At 61.9% G+C, this 19,010-nt stretch carries 20 protein-coding genes; 15 read left to right on the forward strand and 5 right to left on the reverse strand.

Annotation, left to right across the window (positions count from 1 at the left end; genetic code table 11):
* Positions 1–28: 28 nt before the first annotated feature.
* The 4 genes from Thiowin_RS18140 (at position 29) to Thiowin_RS18155 (ending at position 2,833) form a co-directional block, all read left to right on the forward strand.
* The gene (locus Thiowin_RS18140) at positions 29–493 is read left to right on the forward strand and encodes a DUF2452 domain-containing protein (protein WP_328984367.1); all 465 of its coding nucleotides are present in this window, start codon (positions 29–31) and stop codon (positions 491–493) included.
* Between the two features lie 145 nt (positions 494–638).
* Entirely contained in the window at positions 639–1,232 is a 594-nt protein-coding gene (locus tag Thiowin_RS18145) for a GNAT family N-acetyltransferase (protein WP_408034104.1), read from the forward strand.
* A 42-nt stretch (positions 1,233–1,274) separates the two neighbouring features.
* Positions 1,275–1,850, forward strand: a complete 576-nt coding sequence (locus tag Thiowin_RS18150; RefSeq protein WP_328984369.1) for a LemA family protein — start codon at positions 1,275–1,277, stop codon at positions 1,848–1,850.
* 50 nt (positions 1,851–1,900) lie between these two features.
* Entirely contained in the window at positions 1,901–2,833 is a 933-nt protein-coding gene (locus Thiowin_RS18155; RefSeq protein WP_328984370.1) for a GIDE domain-containing protein, read from the forward strand.
* Here the strand turns inward: Thiowin_RS18155 and Thiowin_RS18160 are convergent.
* Positions 2,822–3,424 carry a class I SAM-dependent methyltransferase gene (locus Thiowin_RS18160; protein ID WP_328984371.1) on the reverse strand — a complete coding sequence of 201 codons (603 nt, stop codon included), beginning with the start codon at positions 3,422–3,424 and terminating at the stop codon, positions 2,822–2,824. The two genes, Thiowin_RS18155 and Thiowin_RS18160, sit on opposite strands and share 12 nt — an antisense overlap.
* A gap of 151 nt (positions 3,425–3,575) precedes the next feature.
* On the opposite strand from Thiowin_RS18160, the gene hemF reads away from it, so the two are divergent.
* Positions 3,576–4,529, forward strand: a complete 954-nt coding sequence (gene hemF, locus Thiowin_RS18165; protein WP_328988121.1) for an oxygen-dependent coproporphyrinogen oxidase — start codon at positions 3,576–3,578, stop codon at positions 4,527–4,529.
* A 78-nt stretch (positions 4,530–4,607) separates the two neighbouring features.
* Here the strand turns inward: hemF and Thiowin_RS18170 are convergent, their stop codons facing one another.
* Positions 4,608–5,198 (reverse strand): class I SAM-dependent methyltransferase, encoded by a 591-nt coding sequence (locus Thiowin_RS18170; protein ID WP_328984372.1) that lies wholly within the window; start codon positions 5,196–5,198, stop codon positions 4,608–4,610.
* A 349-nt stretch (positions 5,199–5,547) separates the two neighbouring features.
* On the opposite strand from Thiowin_RS18170, the gene phoB reads away from it, so the two are divergent.
* Entirely contained in the window at positions 5,548–6,231 is a 684-nt protein-coding gene (gene phoB / locus Thiowin_RS18175) for a phosphate regulon transcriptional regulator PhoB (protein ID WP_328984373.1), read from the forward strand.
* A gap of 143 nt (positions 6,232–6,374) precedes the next feature.
* Positions 6,375–7,670: a phosphate regulon sensor histidine kinase PhoR gene (phoR, locus tag Thiowin_RS18180; RefSeq protein WP_328984374.1), complete on the forward strand. Its 1,296-nt coding sequence runs from the start codon at positions 6,375–6,377 to the stop codon at positions 7,668–7,670.
* A 116-nt stretch (positions 7,671–7,786) separates the two neighbouring features.
* Here phoR and Thiowin_RS18185 read toward each other — a convergent pair whose 3' ends face one another.
* A complete protein-coding gene (locus tag Thiowin_RS18185) occupies positions 7,787–8,050 on the reverse strand; it encodes a hypothetical protein (protein ID WP_328984375.1) in 264 nt (87 codons plus the stop codon).
* Between the two features lie 292 nt (positions 8,051–8,342).
* Here Thiowin_RS18185 and Thiowin_RS18190 point away from each other — a divergent pair, with 292 nt between their 5' ends.
* The 8 genes from Thiowin_RS18190 (at position 8,343) to Thiowin_RS18225 (ending at position 16,246) form a co-directional block, all read left to right on the forward strand.
* Positions 8,343–9,863 carry a protein adenylyltransferase SelO gene (locus Thiowin_RS18190; RefSeq protein ID WP_328984376.1) on the forward strand — a complete coding sequence of 507 codons (1,521 nt, stop codon included), beginning with the start codon at positions 8,343–8,345 and terminating at the stop codon, positions 9,861–9,863.
* A gap of 134 nt (positions 9,864–9,997) precedes the next feature.
* Entirely contained in the window at positions 9,998–10,204 is a 207-nt protein-coding gene (locus Thiowin_RS18195; RefSeq protein ID WP_328988122.1) for a Trm112 family protein, read from the forward strand.
* A gap of 38 nt (positions 10,205–10,242) precedes the next feature.
* Positions 10,243–13,146 carry a monovalent cation/H+ antiporter subunit A gene (locus Thiowin_RS18200; protein ID WP_328984377.1) on the forward strand — a complete coding sequence of 968 codons (2,904 nt, stop codon included), beginning with the start codon at positions 10,243–10,245 and terminating at the stop codon, positions 13,144–13,146.
* Positions 13,134–13,469: a Na+/H+ antiporter subunit C gene (locus Thiowin_RS18205; RefSeq protein WP_328984378.1), complete on the forward strand. Its 336-nt coding sequence runs from the start codon at positions 13,134–13,136 to the stop codon at positions 13,467–13,469. The genes Thiowin_RS18200 and Thiowin_RS18205 overlap by 13 nt, the downstream gene beginning before the upstream one ends.
* Positions 13,466–14,986 carry a monovalent cation/H+ antiporter subunit D gene (locus Thiowin_RS18210; RefSeq protein WP_328984379.1) on the forward strand — a complete coding sequence of 507 codons (1,521 nt, stop codon included), beginning with the start codon at positions 13,466–13,468 and terminating at the stop codon, positions 14,984–14,986. Before Thiowin_RS18205 ends, Thiowin_RS18210 begins: the two co-directional genes overlap by 4 nt.
* The gene (locus tag Thiowin_RS18215) at positions 14,986–15,531 is read left to right on the forward strand and encodes a Na+/H+ antiporter subunit E (protein ID WP_328984380.1); all 546 of its coding nucleotides are present in this window, start codon (positions 14,986–14,988) and stop codon (positions 15,529–15,531) included. Before Thiowin_RS18210 ends, Thiowin_RS18215 begins: the two co-directional genes overlap by 1 nt.
* Entirely contained in the window at positions 15,528–15,800 is a 273-nt protein-coding gene (locus Thiowin_RS18220) for a K+/H+ antiporter subunit F (protein ID WP_328984381.1), read from the forward strand. Before Thiowin_RS18215 ends, Thiowin_RS18220 begins: the two co-directional genes overlap by 4 nt.
* An 83-nt stretch (positions 15,801–15,883) precedes the next feature.
* A complete protein-coding gene (locus tag Thiowin_RS18225; RefSeq protein WP_328984382.1) occupies positions 15,884–16,246 on the forward strand; it encodes a Na+/H+ antiporter subunit G in 363 nt (120 codons plus the stop codon).
* A 49-nt stretch (positions 16,247–16,295) separates the two neighbouring features.
* Here Thiowin_RS18225 and Thiowin_RS18230 read toward each other — a convergent pair whose 3' ends face one another.
* Both Thiowin_RS18230 and Thiowin_RS18235 read right to left on the reverse strand, forming a co-directional pair.
* Positions 16,296–18,653 (reverse strand): Tex family protein, encoded by a 2,358-nt coding sequence (locus Thiowin_RS18230; RefSeq protein WP_328984383.1) that lies wholly within the window; start codon positions 18,651–18,653, stop codon positions 16,296–16,298.
* A gap of 54 nt (positions 18,654–18,707) precedes the next feature.
* Positions 18,708–18,959 carry a hypothetical protein gene (locus tag Thiowin_RS18235; protein WP_328984384.1) on the reverse strand — a complete coding sequence of 84 codons (252 nt, stop codon included), beginning with the start codon at positions 18,957–18,959 and terminating at the stop codon, positions 18,708–18,710.
* Between the last annotated feature and the right edge of the window lie 51 nt (positions 18,960–19,010).

The following is a 19,010-nucleotide window of genomic DNA, read 5'->3' on the forward strand; positions in this document are numbered from 1 at the left end:
GATCATAGCAAGGATGATAACCGACCCAATGACTTCAGCAGATCAATACCAGCCCGAGGCAACGGCGAGCGCCGATGCGGACGACGGCAACGCGCTTGAACAACATCCGGCGCACAGCTCCAGCTACCCGGTCAGTCGTCTTGCGCCGGCTTTTCATGCCCCCGATCCGCGCGATCAACTCGGCCGGGTCGAGGCCATGCTGGGGGCGCGCACCAGCGCCAAACTGGAACTGATCGCCGATCAAATCCGCCATTTGCAGGACAGCGCCCGCGCTATTTTGCAAGAAGCCAAGCAGGAGCAAGAGCTGCATCAGGCCGTCTGTGCCTTTGAGCGCAAGCCAGGCAATGCCTATCACCTCTATTGCAAGCAGGATGGCACCAGGTTTTGGTCAATGCTCTCCCCGAATGACTGGCGCGGTCAATCGCCGTATCCCTTTATTGGGAGCTATCGGCTGGAGGCCGATTACTCCTGGACACGACTGGATCAGGATTAAGCGATCCAAAGCAAACTGACCGGGCACCTGGCAAGGCCGCTGATGAGAGGTGCTCCGCCACGACATTGTTGCCACGACTCCAAGACTCTAATACTCGACACCCATGGCGCAGGATATTCAAGTTTCAACCTTCACAGGCCCTGAGTTGATCGCCAAACTCCCGGCGGTCGCCGCATTACGCATTGCCGTCTTCCGTGAGTATCCCTATCTGTACGACGGCGATAACAAGTACGAAACTCGCTATCTGCACACCTACTCAGAAAGCCCGGATAGCATCATCGTGCTTGCCACCGACGGCGAGGAGGTGGTGGGCGCATCCACTGCCGTTCCCATGCGCCACGCGCCAGACGAAGCTCGCGAACCCTTCGCCGCCTTTGGAATCAATCCGGATCGAGTGTTTTATCTCGGCGAATCCATCCTTTACCCGCAATATCGCGGACGCGGCATCGGCAGCCGGTTTTTTGAGGAACGTGAGCGTCATGCCGCGCGACTTGGTGGTTTCGACTACCATGCCTTCTGCGCGGTGGAGCGCCCGCATGATGACCCGCGCCGGCCCATGGATTTTCGCAGCCTGCACGCCTTCTGGAACCGAAAGGGCTATTATCGCGAGCCACGTCTCTATACCAGTTTTTACTGGCGCGAGATCGGCGAAGCGCGGGAATCGCCAAAACCCATGGTCTTTTGGCTCAAGCCGGTGGGGGCCAATGCAGCCGCCCCGGCAGCAGTGGGTGCCAACTGACCCGCAGCGCACCCCGACTCGCATCAGGAGACACGCAAGCACATGAATATCACGCTGATCGTCTTGCTCGCCCTGACGCTGCTGGTGTTTGCATACGGAGTGCTGATCTACAACAACCTGGTCCGCCTCAAGCACACGGTTGCCAAATCCTGGTCCAATATCGATGTGGTGCTCAAGCAGCGCCATGATGAAATTCCCAAGTTGGTCACCCTATGCAAAGAGTACATGCGCTATGAGCAAGACACCCTTGAGCGCATCGTGCGTGCGCGCAATCAGGTGCTAAGCGCCACCGACCGTGGCGACGTGCGCGCCCTCGGCCCCGCCGAAAGCGAATTGCGCGCGGGACTCGGGCAGCTGCTCGCGCTGGCCGAGAACTATCCGGATCTCAAAGCCAACCGCGGCTTTCGCCAGCTCTCCCAGCGCATCTCCCAGCTTGAGGACAGCATCGCCGACCGCCGTGAGCTTTATAACGAGAGCGTGAATCTACACAACATCCGCCTGGAGCAATTTCCCGACGCCATCATCGCCCGGCGCTTTCGCTTTCGTCCACGCGATCTGCTTAAATTTCGCGAGGCGCGTGACAACCCGGATCTCGACACCCTGTTCCGCGCCAACTAAATCCCCGTTGCACAAGCAACCGGCATCGTCCACCCGCCCCAACCGCTAAAATGAACGCATTTCGCGACTGGGTTTTGCAGGCCGAAACCGGCGAATTTTGGGTCTTTTCCTGCGCGGCCCTTATCAGCGCGCTGGTCGCGCTAGCTTACGGACTGCGCAGCTTCTGGCACCTGCGCATCATTGTCGATACACCCACGGCCAGGATTCGCTCCGCCGCCCAGGGCTATGTCGAGCTGTTTGGCTTCGCGCGGGTGCGCCGCGAGCCGCTGCTGGCGCCACTGACCCAAACCCCCTGCGTCTGGTATCGCTACAAGGTCGAGGAAGAAGGCGGCAGCGGTCGCCACAGGAACTGGCGGACAATCCAACAAGGCCAGGCCGAGCATCCCTTTCTGCTTGATGACAGCACTGGAGAATGCCTGGTCGACCCCACCGGCGCCATACTCAAGTTCCGCAACAAAGATGTCTGGAACACCCGCGAACCGCATGGCTTTTATCGCTCCCGCTCATCCCCGGCTCGGTCAATCAGCCATTTCTTTGGCCTCGAGCGCAACTATCGTCTGACCGAGGAGCGCATCCATGCCGGGGAGCCTGTCTATCTGCTCGGCTACTTCGAGACCCCCAGACGCGGCGAACAGGAACGCCGACGCCTGGCGAATCAACTCCTGCGTCAGTGGAAACGCGACCCTGAGCGCATGCGCCAGTTCGACCGCGACCAGAACGGCGAGATCGATCCGCGGGACTGGCAGGCGGCACGGGAGCAGGCTTATCAAATCGCCGAACAAGCCGAGCAGCGCCTGGCCGCCAAACCGCCACTTCCGCGCGTCGGCAAGACCAGCACCATGGGTCAGCCCTTTATCATTTCCACCCAAGGCGAGGACACCCTCGCCTCCAGCCTGCGCTGGCGCACGGGCGCGGCCAGCCTCGCCGCTGTGCTCCTTGGCGTTGTTTCAGGCGCGGCCATGATGCTGCGCCTAGGGGAATGAGGCTGAACTCAAGGGATGACGCATGGCCACGCTGAAGTCCCCGCGCAAATAGCCCTCACGGAAGCTGAACTCGGCACCGAGCTGCTCGGCCCACTGGCGGACTTCATCGGGGTGGCGACAATTGAACACCTCGGAGTCATCCGCGCCGCGCAGCAAATTGAAGACAAAGCCTCGACCACTGGCCGCGAAACAGCGCTCGATAAAACAGAATGTTTCGTACTTCGTCAGGGTATTCATGGCGCCGCTGCACAAATAATAGTCAGCCGCTGGCAGCGGGTCGGTGAGCGCATCAAGCAGGCGGATATCCTCGCCAGTGCGTTCGCGCGCGACTGTCACCATGGTTTCAAGGGTATCCAGACCGATATAGCAGCGGGGCAGATCATGCTGACGGGCGAGGTAGCCATGAAGATCGCCAAAGCCGCAGCCAACATCGACCAGCGTGAGTGTGCTGATATCCTCCGGCAGCAAAGCCCGCAGCACGCCGAAGCGACACTCTTGGGTATGGCGGGAGTTCCAGTGAACACCCTCGGCCGTGGTCCCGTGTTGGTCAATGGCTTCTTGATAAAATTCCTGTGTATCGACGCGGGGCATGGGGTAGTCAACAGCTGATACGAGTGGCTAATGAAAGTGGATATTGAACATGAATCCTTGGTCAGGGAACAATGATCGCGAGCGGTGGCCTGATCTGGCCGCGCGCTATAGTACCATCGGTGTTTCCTCGGACCACGAGACCAAGACCAGCATGATCGATCAACCCGACCCCGGTGCCGTTGAAGAGTATTTGCTCAGTCTGCAGGCACGCCTGTGCGAGGCGCTCGCGCGGGCGGATGGCGGCGGCGTCTTTGGTGAGGACCGTTGGACGCGGCCCAACGGCGGTGGCGGTTGTAGCCGGGTGCTTGAAGAGGGCGCGCTCTTTGAGAAAGCTGGGGTCAATTTCTCCCATGTGCATGGCGCGGCCTTGCCCGCCAGCGCCAGCGCCGCTCGCCCTGAGCTTGCTGGACGCAGCTTCTCCGCCATGGGCGTGTCCCTGGTGCTGCACCCGCGTAATCCCTATGTGCCGACCACCCATCTGAATGTGCGTTTTTTCAGCGCCCAGAAGCCGGGTGCCGAGCCGCTCTGGTGGTTTGGCGGCGGGTTCGATCTAACGCCCTATTATGGCTTCGAGGAAGACGCGCGCCACTGGCATCGCAACGCGCGCGCGGCCTGCAACGGCTTTGGCGACCAGCTTTACCCGGAGCTCAAGCGCGCGTGCGACCGCTATTTTTATCTCAAGCATCGCGACGAGGCTCGCGGCATCGGCGGGCTCTTTTTCGATGACTTCAGCCGTTTCGGCTTCGCGCGCAGCTTAGCCTTCATGCAAGCCGTCGCCGAGCACTTCCTGCCCGGCTATTTGCCCATTGTCGCGCGTCGCCGCGAGCACCCCTGGGGCGATCGCGAGCGGGCCTTTCAGATGATGCGCAGGGGTCGTTATGTGGAATTCAACCTGGTTTATGATCGGGGCACGCTCTTTGGGCTGCAATCCTGCGGACGCACCGAGTCCATTCTGATGTCCCTGCCGCCAAATGTGAGCTGGCGCTATGACTGGCATCCCGAGCCCGGCAGCCCGGAGTCGCGGCTAATGGAATATTTTCTTGTTCCCCGGGACTGGCTGGCCGCGGACGCGACCTCTCTGGACGAATCGCTTTTAGCCGAATAATGGTTGCCGAATCAATCTCGGCGAATCACTGCGACTGCGCAGGTCATGCCCTGCCATCGGAGATATTTGTTCTTGCTCTCACCGGCGGTAGGCGAGCGCGACTGTATAATGCGCCCCTTGCTTGAGCTTGTCGTAGTTACCAAAGATATCCTCCAGATACCGCTTGATGAACTGCCGCAAGCCGTTAATGGTCACCACATAGAGCGCCCCGCCTGAGTTAAGACGCGCGAGCGCGTCGTACAACCAGAGCGTGAGCAACTCCTTGCCGACTTTTGCCGGGATATTGCTGGCGATCAGATCGAAGCGACGCTTGGGCTCGATCTGATCGAATCCGTTGCTCAGCAGTGCCTCGGCATTGTGCAAGCCATTGCGCGCGATGTTCTTGCGTGCGAACTCCACAGCGACAAAATCCTTATCCACCATGAGCACCCGCCCCTTGGGGGCCAGGCGCGCCAGGGTCAGGCCAATGGGTCCGTAGCCACAACCAAGGTCAAGGCAATCAGCCTCGGGCGCAACCTCCATGTGCTCTATCAGCAGCCGGGTTCCATCATCGATTTCGCGCGGTGAAAACAGCCCCCAGGTTGAATTCAAGTGCAGTGGCTGCCCTGCCAGCTCAGCCTGAAAGCTGATCGGACGCCGCAGACTGGCGAGCTGGGATTGATCGATCATGGCGTCTCCTGTATGGATGGAACTCGCGAGCCCTTTGGATCACGGGCACTTTAGCGCAAGCTGGACGGCATTCTACCGCTTCGGCCCGCCAAGAATAGCCGCCGCGGCTGTCACCATTCTTTAACCATTTCGCCATAAACTAGCCCGAACCCTCTTGACCCCCATGGCCTTGATGCTCGCTGGCTTGCCCAAACCGGCCACCCCGCTTGCACAAGACTTTGGCTCTCTTGCCGAACATTGACCCATGCCATTGGTCGGTCCCATTGATCGATGCCATGCGTTCACCTTCGCGTGAAACAGCTGCTTCGTTTTTCGGGGTGCCAATACCCCATGAGCCTTAGGAGCCCCGATGCCGACCCTTCTGATCGTAGACGACGAACCTGACATTCGCGAACTCATTCGCTTCAGCCTCGAGGAAGCCGAATTTCGTGTCCTCGAGGCTGCTCACGCCGATGAAGCCCGCAAGCAGATTGGTCACAATACGCCAGACCTGATTCTGCTCGATTGGATGCTGCCGGGTCGCTCGGGCCTTGAGTTGGCGACCCAACTCAAACAAAGCGCGCGGACCAAGAACATCCCCATCATCATGATCAGCGCCCGGGGCGAAGAGGAAGACCGCGTCAAAGGCCTGGATACCGGGGCCGATGACTATATCGCCAAGCCTTTCTCACCGCGCGAAATGGTCGCCCGCGTCAAGGCCGTGTTGCGCCGCAGTCAGAGTGACCAGCAACAGGATGACATTGAGATTGGCGGTCTACGCATTGATCACATTGGGCATCGCGTCAGTGCCAATGGCCAACCCATCACCATCGCACCAACCGAATATAAGCTGCTGCACTTTTTCATGACCCATGCCGATCGTGCCTTCAGCCGCTCGCAACTGCTTGATCATGTCTGGGGTGATCAGGTCTATGTGGAGGAGCGCACGGTCGATGTGCATGTTCGGCGCCTGAGAAAAGCGCTCGAAAATACTGGTCATCAACATCTGCTGCAAACTGTGCGGGGCGTTGGCTACCGCTTCTCGGACAAATGAGCCAACCAGAGGCAAAGGACTCAAAACCGCCGGGTCCTACATCACCGCCCAACACAGTTTTTCGATGGCTGATACCCTGGTTGGATCTCTGGGTCGCTCGTTTCAGAAACAACCTGGCACGCGACACAGTCGCGGAAGTCGGCATGGTCTTGCTCGCACTTTGCATCGCGGCTGGCCTGCAACTCGCCGGTCTACACTGGATCAGTGCCCTGGCACTCGCTCTGTTGCCCTATTTGGCGCGTCATCTGCTGCTACTCGTGCGTTTGGCGCGCTTGATCCGCAAGCAGCATCGGCTGGTACCACCCTTTCCGCTCGGGTTCTGGGGGGAGATTTATCGCACCATCGCGCGCTATCAGCAGCGCGGACGCAAAGGGCGCAAACGCCAGCTGCGTTTCACAAGACGTTTTCGTGAGGCTGCCAATTCGGTACCGGATGCACTGGTGGTGCTAGACAAGGGCAGACGCGTGGAATGGGCCAATCCCGCCGCATCTTCCCTAATGAACGTGCAATTTCCGCGCGATGACGGCCGACAACTCAAAGAGGTATTTCCACACGACTCACTGGAAGAATACATTAGCGCTGGCGACTACAGCCGTCCGATTGATATGACCCCTGCGCACAACCAGTCCTTGATGCTTTCAGTGCGCGTCACACCCTTTGGCGAGCGCAAAAAGCAGCGCCTGGTGGTTGGGCGTGACATTACCAAGGTGTATCACCTCAATATGATCAGGCGCGACTTCGTCGCCAATGCCTCACACGAGTTGCGCACACCGCTGACAGTCATCACCGGTTTTCTTGAACGCCTGAGCGAGTCGCCTCAGACGCCACCTGGTCACCGCCGACCGCTGAGCCTGATGCGCCAGCAAGGCGAGCGTATGCGCTCCATCATTGAGGATTTGCTGATGCTGTCGCGCCTGGAAATGGACCATCGCACGACCCAAATCACGGCTGTTGAAGTCACCGAACTGGTCAATGCCATTGTCTCGGAGGCACGAATTCTATGCGGTGACAGCCATCCCATCACGCTGGAGATGGACCCGAACCTCAGACTGCTGGGCAATCAGAACGAACTCTACAGCGCTTTTTCCAACCTGGTCTTTAATGCCGTCAAGCACACCCCGGCGGGCACGGAGGTACGGATTCGCTGGAAGGAGCTGGGCAACAGCCCCTGCTTCTCGGTCAGGGACAGTGGTCAGGGGATCGCGGCCGAACATCTACCGCGTTTGAGCGAGCGTTTTTACCGCATCGACAAGGCGCGTTCGCGCGAGTCAGGCGGAACGGGACTGGGTCTTGCGATTGTCAAGCATGTGCTGAATCGGCACGATGCTCAGCTGAGAATTGCCAGTGAGCTCGGCACTGGCAGCACCTTTAGTTGTTATTTCCCGCCAGCCAGCCGACTGCGGCGCGAGTCGGCCGAGGCACTGATTGCCACCAGATAGGGCGGTGCTTCACTGTGAATCAGCAGTTTCATCCTCTGGAGTGGGAGCGACGCGCCATGTGCGTGAGCGTACATCCATGGATGTTGTCTTCAAGGGTGGCACCAGAACCATGAGCGTCAGGCCATCAGATCAATTAGGGTGCCAACCATCTCATCAGCGGTGCGGATGACGCTTGCCGCGGCCTCGGTCGCGCGCTCCCCGACGCCGAGATTGACCAGCGGCCGCGTCAGATCGGTACTCGCACCCCGACCCGCATTGCCCCCCTCATTGACCATGGTTTGCTGGGCGATTGTATTTGCCGCGTTGGTCACCGTCTGATAGCCGCGCTGCATGCCCGTGAGGCCTGCGCCCATCAGTCCGACACTCATGTCAGCTGCCATTTCATTTCTCGATTGGGTTGTTTTCCCTTGGTTCTGCTTAAAAGTCTAGTCGACCAAAGGACACTCCACCCGGGTCACACCGATAAATGCGAACCTGATCACAAAAGCGATCACAAAAGCGATCACAAAAGCCGATCTGGCAGGCACTGCCCGATCGCGGTTTCATTCCCGCGCGCGGCCCCCAGATTGTCCATTCCAGCGGACTTGTAAGCCTCCCAAGCCCTTACACCAGCTTGACAGATCGGGGGGGTTCGCGCGATGAGCAACCGCATTCGAGCCGAGGCCCTTGCCAATGATTTTCGCCTTCGATAACACCTACGCCCGCCTGCCTTATCGGTTCCACGCCCGAGTGATACCCACGGCGGTCGCGCGGCCGACCCTGCTGCAGGTGAACGAGGATCTGGCACACCAACTCGGACTCAACCCGAGTGAACTGCGCAACCAAGAGGCCACCGACATCTTCGCCGGCAATCGCCTGCCGGAAGGCGCCGAGCCTTTGGCGATGGCCTATGCTGGGCACCAGTTCGGCTCCTTTGTCCCGCAACTGGGCGATGGTCGTGCGATACTGCTTGGCGAGTTGGTAACGCCGCGGGGCATGCGTTTCGACATTCAACTGAAAGGCGCCGGGCGCACACCCTTTTCGCGTGCTGGCGACGGGCGCGCTTGGCTGGGTCCGGTGCTGCGCGAATACTTAGTAAGCGAGGCCATGCATTCGCTCGGTATCTCCACCACCCGCGGGCTCGCGGCCGTCGCCACTGGTGAGCCTGTGTATCGCGAGCATCCTCTGCCAGGCGCCATTCTGACCCGCGTGGCAGGCAGTCATGTGCGGGTTGGCACCTTCGAGTACTTTCGCGCGCGACAGGACTCGGCAGCACTCAAGACGTTGGCTGACTATGTTATCGCACGCCATTATCCGGCCTTGGCCGAGGCGGAACAGCCCTATGGCGAACTGCTGGAGGCGGTCGCGACGCGCCAGGCGGATCTCATCGCCGCCTGGATGAGCGTCGGCTTTATTCATGGAGTCATGAACACCGATAATACCTCCATCATCGGCGAGACCATCGACTACGGCCCCTGCGCCTTCATGGACAGCTACGACCCAACCACGGTTTTCAGTTCCATCGACTATCGTGGTCGCTACGCCTACGGCAACCAGGCACGCATTGCCCATTGGAATCTCTCCAGCCTGGCACTGTCATTCAGACCGCTCCTGGAACAAGAATCCGATCAGGCGGCCGCGCGCGCCACGGCCGCGCTCGACCTGTTCCAAACGCGCTTTGATCAAGCCTGGCTCAGTTGCTTTGGACGCAAGCTCGGCATCACCAATGCGCGCAACGAGGACAGGACGCTGATCAAAGACTTTCTCGACCTGCTCGCGCGGCATCGGGCGGACTTCACCAACAGCTTTAGTGCCCTGTGCTCCGCTCCGGAGGATGGCGGCGAGGCGCTGGGTCGAGAGGTCGAGCGGCGGAACCCGGGGGAAGCCTGCGCCAACTGGCTCGCTCGCTGGCACCAGCGGCTGGCAAGCGACCCGCGGACCAATGCCGAGCGCAGCCAAATGATGCGCCAGGCCAATCCTGCCGTGATCCCGCGCAATCACCGCGTGGAGCAGGCCCTGGATGCGGCGGTGGAGGGGGATATGAAGCCCTTCGAGCGACTGCTCGCGGTGGTGCGACGGCCTTGGATGGATGGGGGGACTGTTAGGGCGTCCGATGGCGGGCATGACGCGGGCGAGGATGCAGAAATCAGCGCATTCTATCGCGCGCCACCAAAACCCCAGGAAGTGGTGCAATATACCTTTTGCGGAACCTGAGCGCGCCAACCGGATGCGCGCGAACGGCTGCCGTCAGCCGCCGCATCTTGCTATGATCCCGGCTTCTTGCGGCGAGCGGATCGCCCACGGGTCAAAATCGCCGTCAGCCATTCATCGGAGCCATTGCCATTATGATCGACAAACGCCTGCTGGAAATCCTCGTCTGCCCCGTCACCAAGGGGCCGCTGGTCCTGGATAAGGACAAGTCCGAACTGATCTCCATCTCCGGGCGGCTTGCTTATCCGATTCGCGACGACATCCCAGTCATGCTTGAAGACGAGGCGCGTCACCTCAGTGAGGAGGAGACCGAAAAGCTGCGCAAGACAGGGGGAACGGCTTAATTCGCCCCTCTTGGTTGTCGCGCGCGGTTGCTGTCTGAGTGTCTGATCCTCCCGCCACCTTTCTTGCTTGGATCATCCTGATCCCTTTCATTGGTGCCCTGCTGCCGCCCTTCGCGGTGTGGCTGGCGCCCAAGCCGTCCCGTGGCGCGGCGGCGGCCTTCGCGGCCGCATTGGTCAGCTCCGCGGCACTGGTTATCGCACTCAGCCACACGCCGGATGTCTTTGCCGGTGGCGAGGTGCATGTCGCCATACCCTGGATTGCGCAAATCGGGCTGACGCTGGCGCTGCGTTTCGATGGCCTGGCCATGGTCTTTGTGCTGCTGATCCTTGGCATTGGGCTGCTGGTGATTCTTTACGCCCGGTTTTATCTGGAAAAATCAGACCAGGTCGCGCGCTTTTTTGCCATTTTGCTGCTATTCCAGGGCGCCATGCTCGGCATTGTGCTCGCGGACAATCTGCTGCTGCTGGTGGTCTTCTGGGAGCTCACCAGCCTGACATCCTTCCTGCTGGTCGGCTTTGATCCACGCTCGATCGAGGCCAGACGCGGCGCGCTCATGGCCCTGGTCATCACCGCTGGCGGTGGACTCTGTCTGCTCGCGGGCTTTCTGCTGCTGGGGTCCGTGGCCGGCAGCTTTGCCCTGTCGGAGGTGCTGGCGGCGGCCGACACAGTTCACGCGCATCCGCTGTATCTGCCCATCCTGGTGCTGATCCTGCTCGGCGCCTTCACCAAGTCGGCCCAGTTTCCCTTCCATTTCTGGCTGCCGGCGGCCATGACGGCGCCCACCCCGGTGTCGGCCTACCTGCATTCAGCCACCATGGTGAAAGCGGGTATTTTCCTGCTCGCGCGCTTTTTTCCGGTCTTTGCCGAGACCGATACCTGGTTCTATCTGGTCGGCGGCGTGGGGCTGACCACCTTTCTGCTCGGCGCCTATTTCGCCATCTTCAAGCACGACATCAAGGGGCTGCTGGCCTATTCGACCATTAGCCACCTGGGGCTGATCACCTTTCTGTTCGGGCTGGGCACCCCGCTCGGCGCCGTCGCCGGGCTTTTTCATGCCATGAACCATGCGGTGTTCAAAGCCTCGCTGTTCATGGCCGCTGGCATTATCGATCACGAGACCGGCACCCGCGACATGCGCCGCCTGTCCGGGCTGTGGTATTTCATGCCCATCACTGGCACCCTGGCCATGGTGGCCGCCGCCGCCATGGCCGGGGTGCCCTTGCTGAACGGCTTTCTGAGCAAGGAGATGTTTTTCGCCGAGACAGTGCATCATGAGTGGCTGGGGCATCTGGACTGGATTCTGCCCGTCGCCGCCACCACAGGTGGCATCTTTGCCGTCGCCTACTCGGTGCGCTTTATTCACGACGTTTTCTTTGGGGGGCGCTCCTGCTATCTCGATCACAATCCCCACGAACCCCCGCGCTGGATGCGGATTCCGATTGAGATTCTGGTGGCTCTCTGCCTGCTGGTCGGGATTTTTCCCGAGCAAACCGTGCGCCCCTTGCTCGATCTTGGCGTGCGCAGCATGCTCGGCTTCGACCCCAAGTATGATCTGGCTATCTGGCACGGCTTTTCCTTTCCGCTGCTGATGAGCTTGATTGCGCTCATTGGCGGCATGCTGCTCTATCGGATGCGCGGTGGCCTGTTCAATCTGCACGACTGGCTCTTTCCGCCGGCCAGCGCTGCCTCGGTCTTTCAGCGTCTCGCCGCCGGCATGCAGCGCTTCGCGCGCGCGCGCATGCCACGGACCGCCCGGGCGTCGCTGCAAGGCTCCCTGGCCTGGCTGCTGCTCTCGGTGCTGGTACTGGCTGTTTTGCCGCTGCTGCCTGCCATGCTGCAACTTCAACCCGGCACACTGCCCGGGTTGCTCGCGACCCTCAGGCTCGGCCCGCTCGATCTGCCGAGCATTGGCGGCGCCATCATTCTGGCGGTGGCCCTGGTTGGCGTGGTCGGCCTGCGCCGGCAACGGCTGCAGGCCACCATTTTGATCGGCGTTATTGGGCTGATTGTGAGCCTCGCCTTTGTGCATTTCTCGGCCCCCGATCTGGCGTTGACACAGCTCTCGGTGGAGGTGGTAACCACCATTTTGCTGTTGCTGGTGCTCTACTTCATGCCCCAGCAGGATACCGCCCGCATCTCGCGCTGGCGGCACACGCGCGACCTAGTGCTGGCTGTCGGCGCCGGCGGCGGCGCGGCGGTGTTGGCCTTCGCCATCTTGAGCGCCGAGACGCCAAGCATCTCCGGCTATTATCTCGCGGCGTCCAAGCCGGCCGCCGGTGCCGGCAATGTGGTCAACGGTATTCTGGTCGACTTTCGCGGCTTCGATACCCTGGGGGAGATCACCGTGCTGGCCATCGCGGCGGCCGGTATCTTTGCCATGTTGCGCGGCATTCGCCTGCGCACGCCGCCGCGCGATCTCTTTGGTCGCCGTTGGTCAGCGGATGCCCATCCGGTCATTCTCTCCATGCTCTCGCGTCCGCTGCTGCCGATGGCGCTGCTGGTGGCGGTCTTCATGCTGCTGCGCGGACACCATGAGCCGGGCGGTGGCTTTATTGCCGGCTTGATTGCCGGTATCGCGCTGATTCTGCAGCAGCTTGCCAGCGGTCAGCAGTGGTCGGCGGAGCGCCTGCGGCTGAACTACACCCGACTGATCGGCGCGGGCTTGATGTTGTCACTGGGCACGGGTCTGGCGGCTCTGGTCTTCGGCCGGCCTTTTCTGACCAGTGCCTTCTGGCATGGGGACTTACCGCTGATCGGCGAGCTGGAATTCGCCAGCGCCATGGCCTTTGATGCTGGCGTCTTTCTGGTGGTGCTGGGGACAGTGATGCTAATTCTCGACAATCTTGGGCGACTGAGCGGGCATCGCCAACACCACCACCAACACCAACAGGGTCGAGGATCAGAAATCCACACCCCCGGGAGCGCTCCATGGAAGCCCTGATCGCGCTTTGTATCGGACTCCTGGTCGGCGGTGGCGTCTACTTGCTGTTGCGCTCGCGCAGCTTTTCGGTGGTGCTCGGCCTTACGCTGCTGTCCTACGCGACCAATCTGCTGCTCTTTGCCTCGGGCGGCCTCCAGACCAACCAGGCGCCGCTCATCCATGAGGGCGGCCCCTTCGCCGATCCCTTGCCCCAGGCACTGGTGCTCACCGCCATTGTGATCGGCTTTGCCATGACCGCCTTCATGCTGGTGCTAGCCCTGCGCGCACTCAATGACCTGGGCTCGGATCGCGTGGATGCCAGGCAGGGTGGGGAAGAACAGTGAATCATCTGCTGGTCGCGCCTGTTGCGCTGCCGCTCATCGCGGGCGCGCTGCTGTTGATTCTGTGGCGCGCGCCTCTGCGGCTGCAGCGGGTGCTGAGCCTGCTGGCCTGCCTGGGCTTGCTTGGCCTTGCCGTGGCGTTGCTGCACAGCGCCAGTCATCAGGGAATTCAGGTGTATCTGATCGGCGACTGGCCGGCGCCCTATGGGATCTCCCTGGTGCTCGACCAGCTTGCGGCGCTGATGCTGGCACTGACCGCGCTGCTCGCCCTGTTCGCTTTGGCCTATGCCATGACCGGCGGCGATCGCGCCGGGCGGCATTTCCATGCGCTCTTTCAATTTCAGCTGCTGGGTCTCAATGCTGCCTTTCTGACCGGTGATTTGTTTAACCTGTTCGTCGCCTTCGAGATCCTGCTCATTGCCTCTTATGGCCTGCTGCTGCATGGCGGCGGTGCCGAGCGCACCCGCGCCGCGCTGCACTATGTGGCGCTCAATCTGGTCGGTTCGCTGCTGTTTCTAATTGGCCTGGGCACCCTCTATGCCGCCACAGGCAGCCTGAACATGGCCGATCTGGCCACCCGCATTGCCGCGCTGCCAGCCGCGGACGCCACCCTGGCCCGAGTCGCCGCCATGCTCTTGCTTGCCGTCTTTGGGCTCAAGGCGGCGGTGATTCCACTGCATTTCTGGCTGCCGGGCACCTACGCGGCGGCCTCGGCGGCGGTCGCGGCGCTTTTTGCCATCATGACCAAGGTGGGCATTTACGCCATCATCCGCCTGACCACCCTGGTCTATGGCCTGGGCGAGACACCCATGCTGGAATGGACCTCACCCTGGCTGCTGGTGGCGGGGCTGGCCACCATCGCCATCGGCACCCTGGGGGCCATGGCCAGTGATGAGTTGCGTGAGTTGATCGCCTATCTGGTGGTGGTCTCGGTCGGCACCCTGGTCGCTGGCATCGCCCTGGCCACCCCGGCGGGCTTGAGCGCCAGCCTCTACTATCTGCTGCACACCACCCTGGTCACGGGCGGGCTCTTCCTGCTGGCCGAGCGCATCGCCAGCGCGCGCGAGGGCAGCACGCGACTGAGCGAGGGCAAACGCCCACCGCCCTCGCATCAGCTTGGCTGGGTGTTTTTTCTTGGTGCCATTGCCGTGGCCGGCATGCCACCGCTCAGCGGTCTGATCGGCAAGGTCCTATTGCTGATGGCCGCGCATGACCAAAGCGCGCTCATCCCGCTCTGGACCATGGTACTGGTCTCGAGCCTGCTGCTGACGCTGACACTCACCCGTGCCGGTATTTTGCTGTTCTGGCGCGGTCCCGAGGCCAGCCCGGCCAAGCCAAGACCACTACCCTGGCTGGTCGCGACCGGATTGCTCGGCATGAGCCCACTGTTGGTCATTCTGGGTGGCCCTATTGTTGACTGGACAGATGCCACAGCGGCACAGACACTGGACGCCCGGACCTATGTCACCGCGGTTGAGCAAAGCGCACCCCTGGTGCCGCGACCCGCTGGAGAGCACTGATGCTGCAATCCCGACTGAGATCCAGGCTGCGCACCTGGTTTCCCCATCCGCTGCTGAGCCTGACGCTGCTCGCCATCTGGCTGCTGCTGAACAATAGTCTGGGGCCGGGCAACATCCTGCTGGGCGCGGCCCTGGCCCTGATCCTGTCACGCCTGACGGCGAATTTCTGGCCGGAACGGCCACGCCTGCGCAAGCCGCTCAAGCTGCTGGCCTTTCTCGGGCGTCTGTTCGGCGATATCCTGATCGCCAATCTTCAGGTGGCAGTACTGATTCTTGGACCGCGCGAGCGTCTGCGCCCCGCCTTTGTCGAGCTGCCACTAGAGCTGACCGACCCCTTCGCCATCACCGTGCTGGCCAGCGTGATTTCGCTCACGCCGGGCACTGTTTCGGTCGATGTCATCGCCCCCTCGCCGGACCAAAAAGGCACCGCTGCGGATAGTCGCTCGACCCTGCTAGTGCACAGCCTGGACACCGAGGACGCCGAGCGCCTGTGCCAACACCTAAAACAGCGCTACGAAGCGCCGCTGCTGGAGATTTTTCGATGATACTGACCATCGCGGTGCAACTTGGCTTGGCAATGATGACCCTGGCGCTGCTGCTCAACCTGTGGCGACTGATGCGCGGCCCGGATACTTCCGATCGCATCCTGGCCCTTGATACCCTCTACATCAACACCATCGCGCTGCTGGTCCTGCTTGGCATCCACTTCGACCGCCAGGCCTATTTCGAGGTCGCGCTCATCATCGCCATGATGGGCTTTGTCGGCACCGCCGCGCTGTGCAAGTATCAATTGCGCGGCGATATCATCGAGTAACGCACAAGCCGGCCAGCACGCCCATAAAACAGCCCAACCAACCCCCAGCCCGATCCACCCAACTCGCCCGAGCAACCAAGCCCATGCTGGTCGAAATCCTGGTCTCCGCCTTCGTGCTCATTGGCGCCTCTTTCGCCCTGATCGGCTCCATCGGCCTGCTGCGCCTGCCTGACTTCCATACCCGGCTGCACGGGCCCACCAAGGCCACCACCCTTGGCATCAGTGGCATGCTGATCGCCTCGGGGCTTTACTTCAGCACCACCACCGAGGGAATCAGCCTGCACGAGGTGCTGGTCCTGCTGTTTTTGTTCATCACCGCGCCGGTCAGTGCCCATCTGCTCGCCAAGGCGGCCCTGCACCGGCGGGTTTATTCACTTGCCAAACAGCCCGAAAACCGCCCGCCGCCTTTAACCGACCGGCCATCCCCCAGCCAGGGAGGTGAATAAATTCACCTCAAGGCCTTCACCACCGGGACCAGTGGTGAGGGACATCGGCCTAAGGCTTGCGCGCCTTTGCGAAAGCGGCGGCCATGGCGGCTCCGGGCGCCGTTGGTTGCGATGGCGGCTGATCGCGCCCGCCAGGGCTTGATGGACGCGAGAACCCCTTGCGCTGATCGCCGCCCCTAGCCTCCGCCCGGCCCCTGCCAGTGTCGCCCTTCGCGCCCGCGGCTCCGCGATTCAGTCCGGACTCGCTGTTGTCCTGACGCATGCTGAGCGCGATGCGCTTGCGCTCCAGATCAATTTCCAGCACCCGCACCTTCACCAATTGGCCAGAATGGACCACCTCGTGCGGGTCGCGCACGAAACGATCCGCCAGCATGGAAACATGCACCAGGCCATCCTGATGCACGCCAATATCAACGAAGGCGCCGAAGTTGGTCACATTGGTGACCGTGCCCTCGAGCACCATGCCGGGTTTGAGATCCGCCAGGGTTTCGACCCCCTCCATGAAGGTCGCGGCGCGGAATTCAGGACGCGGATCGCGGCCGGGCTTTTCCAGCTCCAGCAGAATGTCGCGCACCGTGGGTTCGCCGAAGCGCTCATCGACGAAGTCTTTCGCCTTGAGACCGCGCAAGGTGCCGCTGTCGCCGATGAGCGTCTTGATGTCCTTGCCGACGCGCTCGGCGATGCGCCGCGCCAGCGGATAGGCTTCCGGGTGCACGGCGGAGGCATCCAGCGGCTCCTTGCCGTCGTTGATGCGTAAAAAGCCAGCACACTGCTCGAAGGCCTTGGGGCCCAGGCGCGGCACCTTGAGCAACTGCTTGCGGCTGTCGAAGGCGCCAGCCTCCTCACGATAGCGGATAATGTTCTCCGCCAGGCTGGTATTCAAACCCGATACCCGCGAGAGCAACGGGGCCGAGGCGGTATTGAGTTCCACCCCGACGGCATTCACGCAGTCCTCCACCACGGCGTCGAGGCTGCGCGCGAGGCCGGTCTGATTGACATCGTGCTGGTACTGGCCCACGCCGATGGCCTTGGGGTCGATCTTGACCAGTTCCGCCAGTGGGTCTTGCAGGCGCCGGGCGATGGACACCGCACCCCGCAGGGACACATCCATCTCGGGGAGTTCGCGCGAGGCGAATTCCGAGGCGGAATAGACCGAGGCCCCGGCTTCGCTCACCACCATGGAGCGCAGACCAAGCTCCGGATGGCGTTTAATCAGATCGCGCACCAGACGATCAGTCTCGCGCGAGGCGGTGCCATTGCCGATACTAACCAGGGTAACCTGGAATTTTCTGGCCAGCTCGGCCAAGCTGGCGATGGATTGATCCCACTGCTGGCGCGGCGCGTGCGGATAGATGGTACCAGTGGCCGCGACCCGCCCGGTGTTGTCGATCACCGCCACCTTCACCCCGGTGCGCAGGCCAGGGTCCAGCCCGATGGTGGCCAGGCGCCCGGCTGGGGCGGCCAGCAGCAGGTCCTTGAGATTCATCGCGAAGACGCGAATGGCCTCGGCCTCGGCGGCTTCGAGCAACTGCCCTTTGAGATCCAGATCCAGGCGCACCAGCAGTTTGACGCGCCAAGCCTTGCGCACCGTCTCAAGCAGCCAGGCATCGGCGGCGCGGCCACGCTCGGCAATACCAAAGTGCGCGGCGATCTGATGACGACAATCGGCGTCCGGGTCATCGCCCTCCCCCGCCAGCAGCTCCAGGCTCAGAATGCCCTGGTTGCGCCCGCGAAACAGCGCCAGCGCGCGGTGCGAGGGAATTTTGGCGATCGGCTCGCGGTAGTCGAAATAATCGGAGAACTTGGCGCCCTCGGCCTCCTTGCCGTCCATGACGCGCGCGACCAGAATGCCCTGCTCCCACAGGCGCGCGCGCAGCCGACCACTGACATCCGGCTGCTCGGCAAAGCGCTCCATGAGGATTTGGCGCGCGCCTTCCAGGGCTGCCAGGGCATCGGCGACGCCCTTCTCGGCATTGACAAAGGCCGCGGCCTCGGTGGTCGGATCACGCTCGGGCTCGGACAACAGCATGTCTGCCAGCGGCTCCAGCCCAGCCTCGCGCGCGATTTGCGCCTTGGTGCGCCGCTTGGGTTTGAAGGGCAGATAGAGATCCTCGAGCTGCTGCTTAGTGGTGGCGCTCTCGATTTGCTCGCGCAGTTCCTCGCTCAGCTTGCCCTGGTCGTCAATACTGTGCAGGATGCTGGCGCGCCGCTCCTCGAGTTCGCGCAGGTAGCCCAGGCGTTCCTCGAGCAGACGCAGCTGGATATCATCCAGCCCGCCAGTCGCTTCCTTGCGATAACGGGCGATAAAGGGCACGGTCGCGCCTTCATCGAGCAGCGCCACGGCCGCTTGAACTTGGGATGGATGGGCGGCCAGTTCTTCGGCCAGGCGATCGGTAATGGACTGCATGGATGGTGGTTTTCGTGTTGTCGATAATGGTTGGAGACAGTAACAGGGCCGGCGTCACTCGAGCCCGCGGCGCCCCTCATAGACGGCCATGATGGCACGCAATTCGGCGAGCAGGCGCACCCGTTGCGCGTGACTTAGCCCGCGGGCTTCAGGCACGGAGTCGTTCTGCTCCAAACGGGCGATGTCATCATGCACCTGACGGCAGCCTTTTTGACAGATAGCCTCGATCACGGCCTCGGGCAGAGGGTCCGATTCGGCGCTCTGGATCGCCGGCAAGAGGTCAGTCGCGACTGAAGAGGCATTCATGGCCCTGGCATTATCGCCGAGGCGGCGCGCGGCGCCCAGACCCGAGCCGTC

It is taken from the genome of Thiorhodovibrio winogradskyi, from assembly GCF_036208045.1.
In the GTDB taxonomy this organism is placed as follows: Bacteria; Pseudomonadota; Gammaproteobacteria; order Chromatiales; family Chromatiaceae; genus Thiorhodovibrio; species Thiorhodovibrio winogradskyi.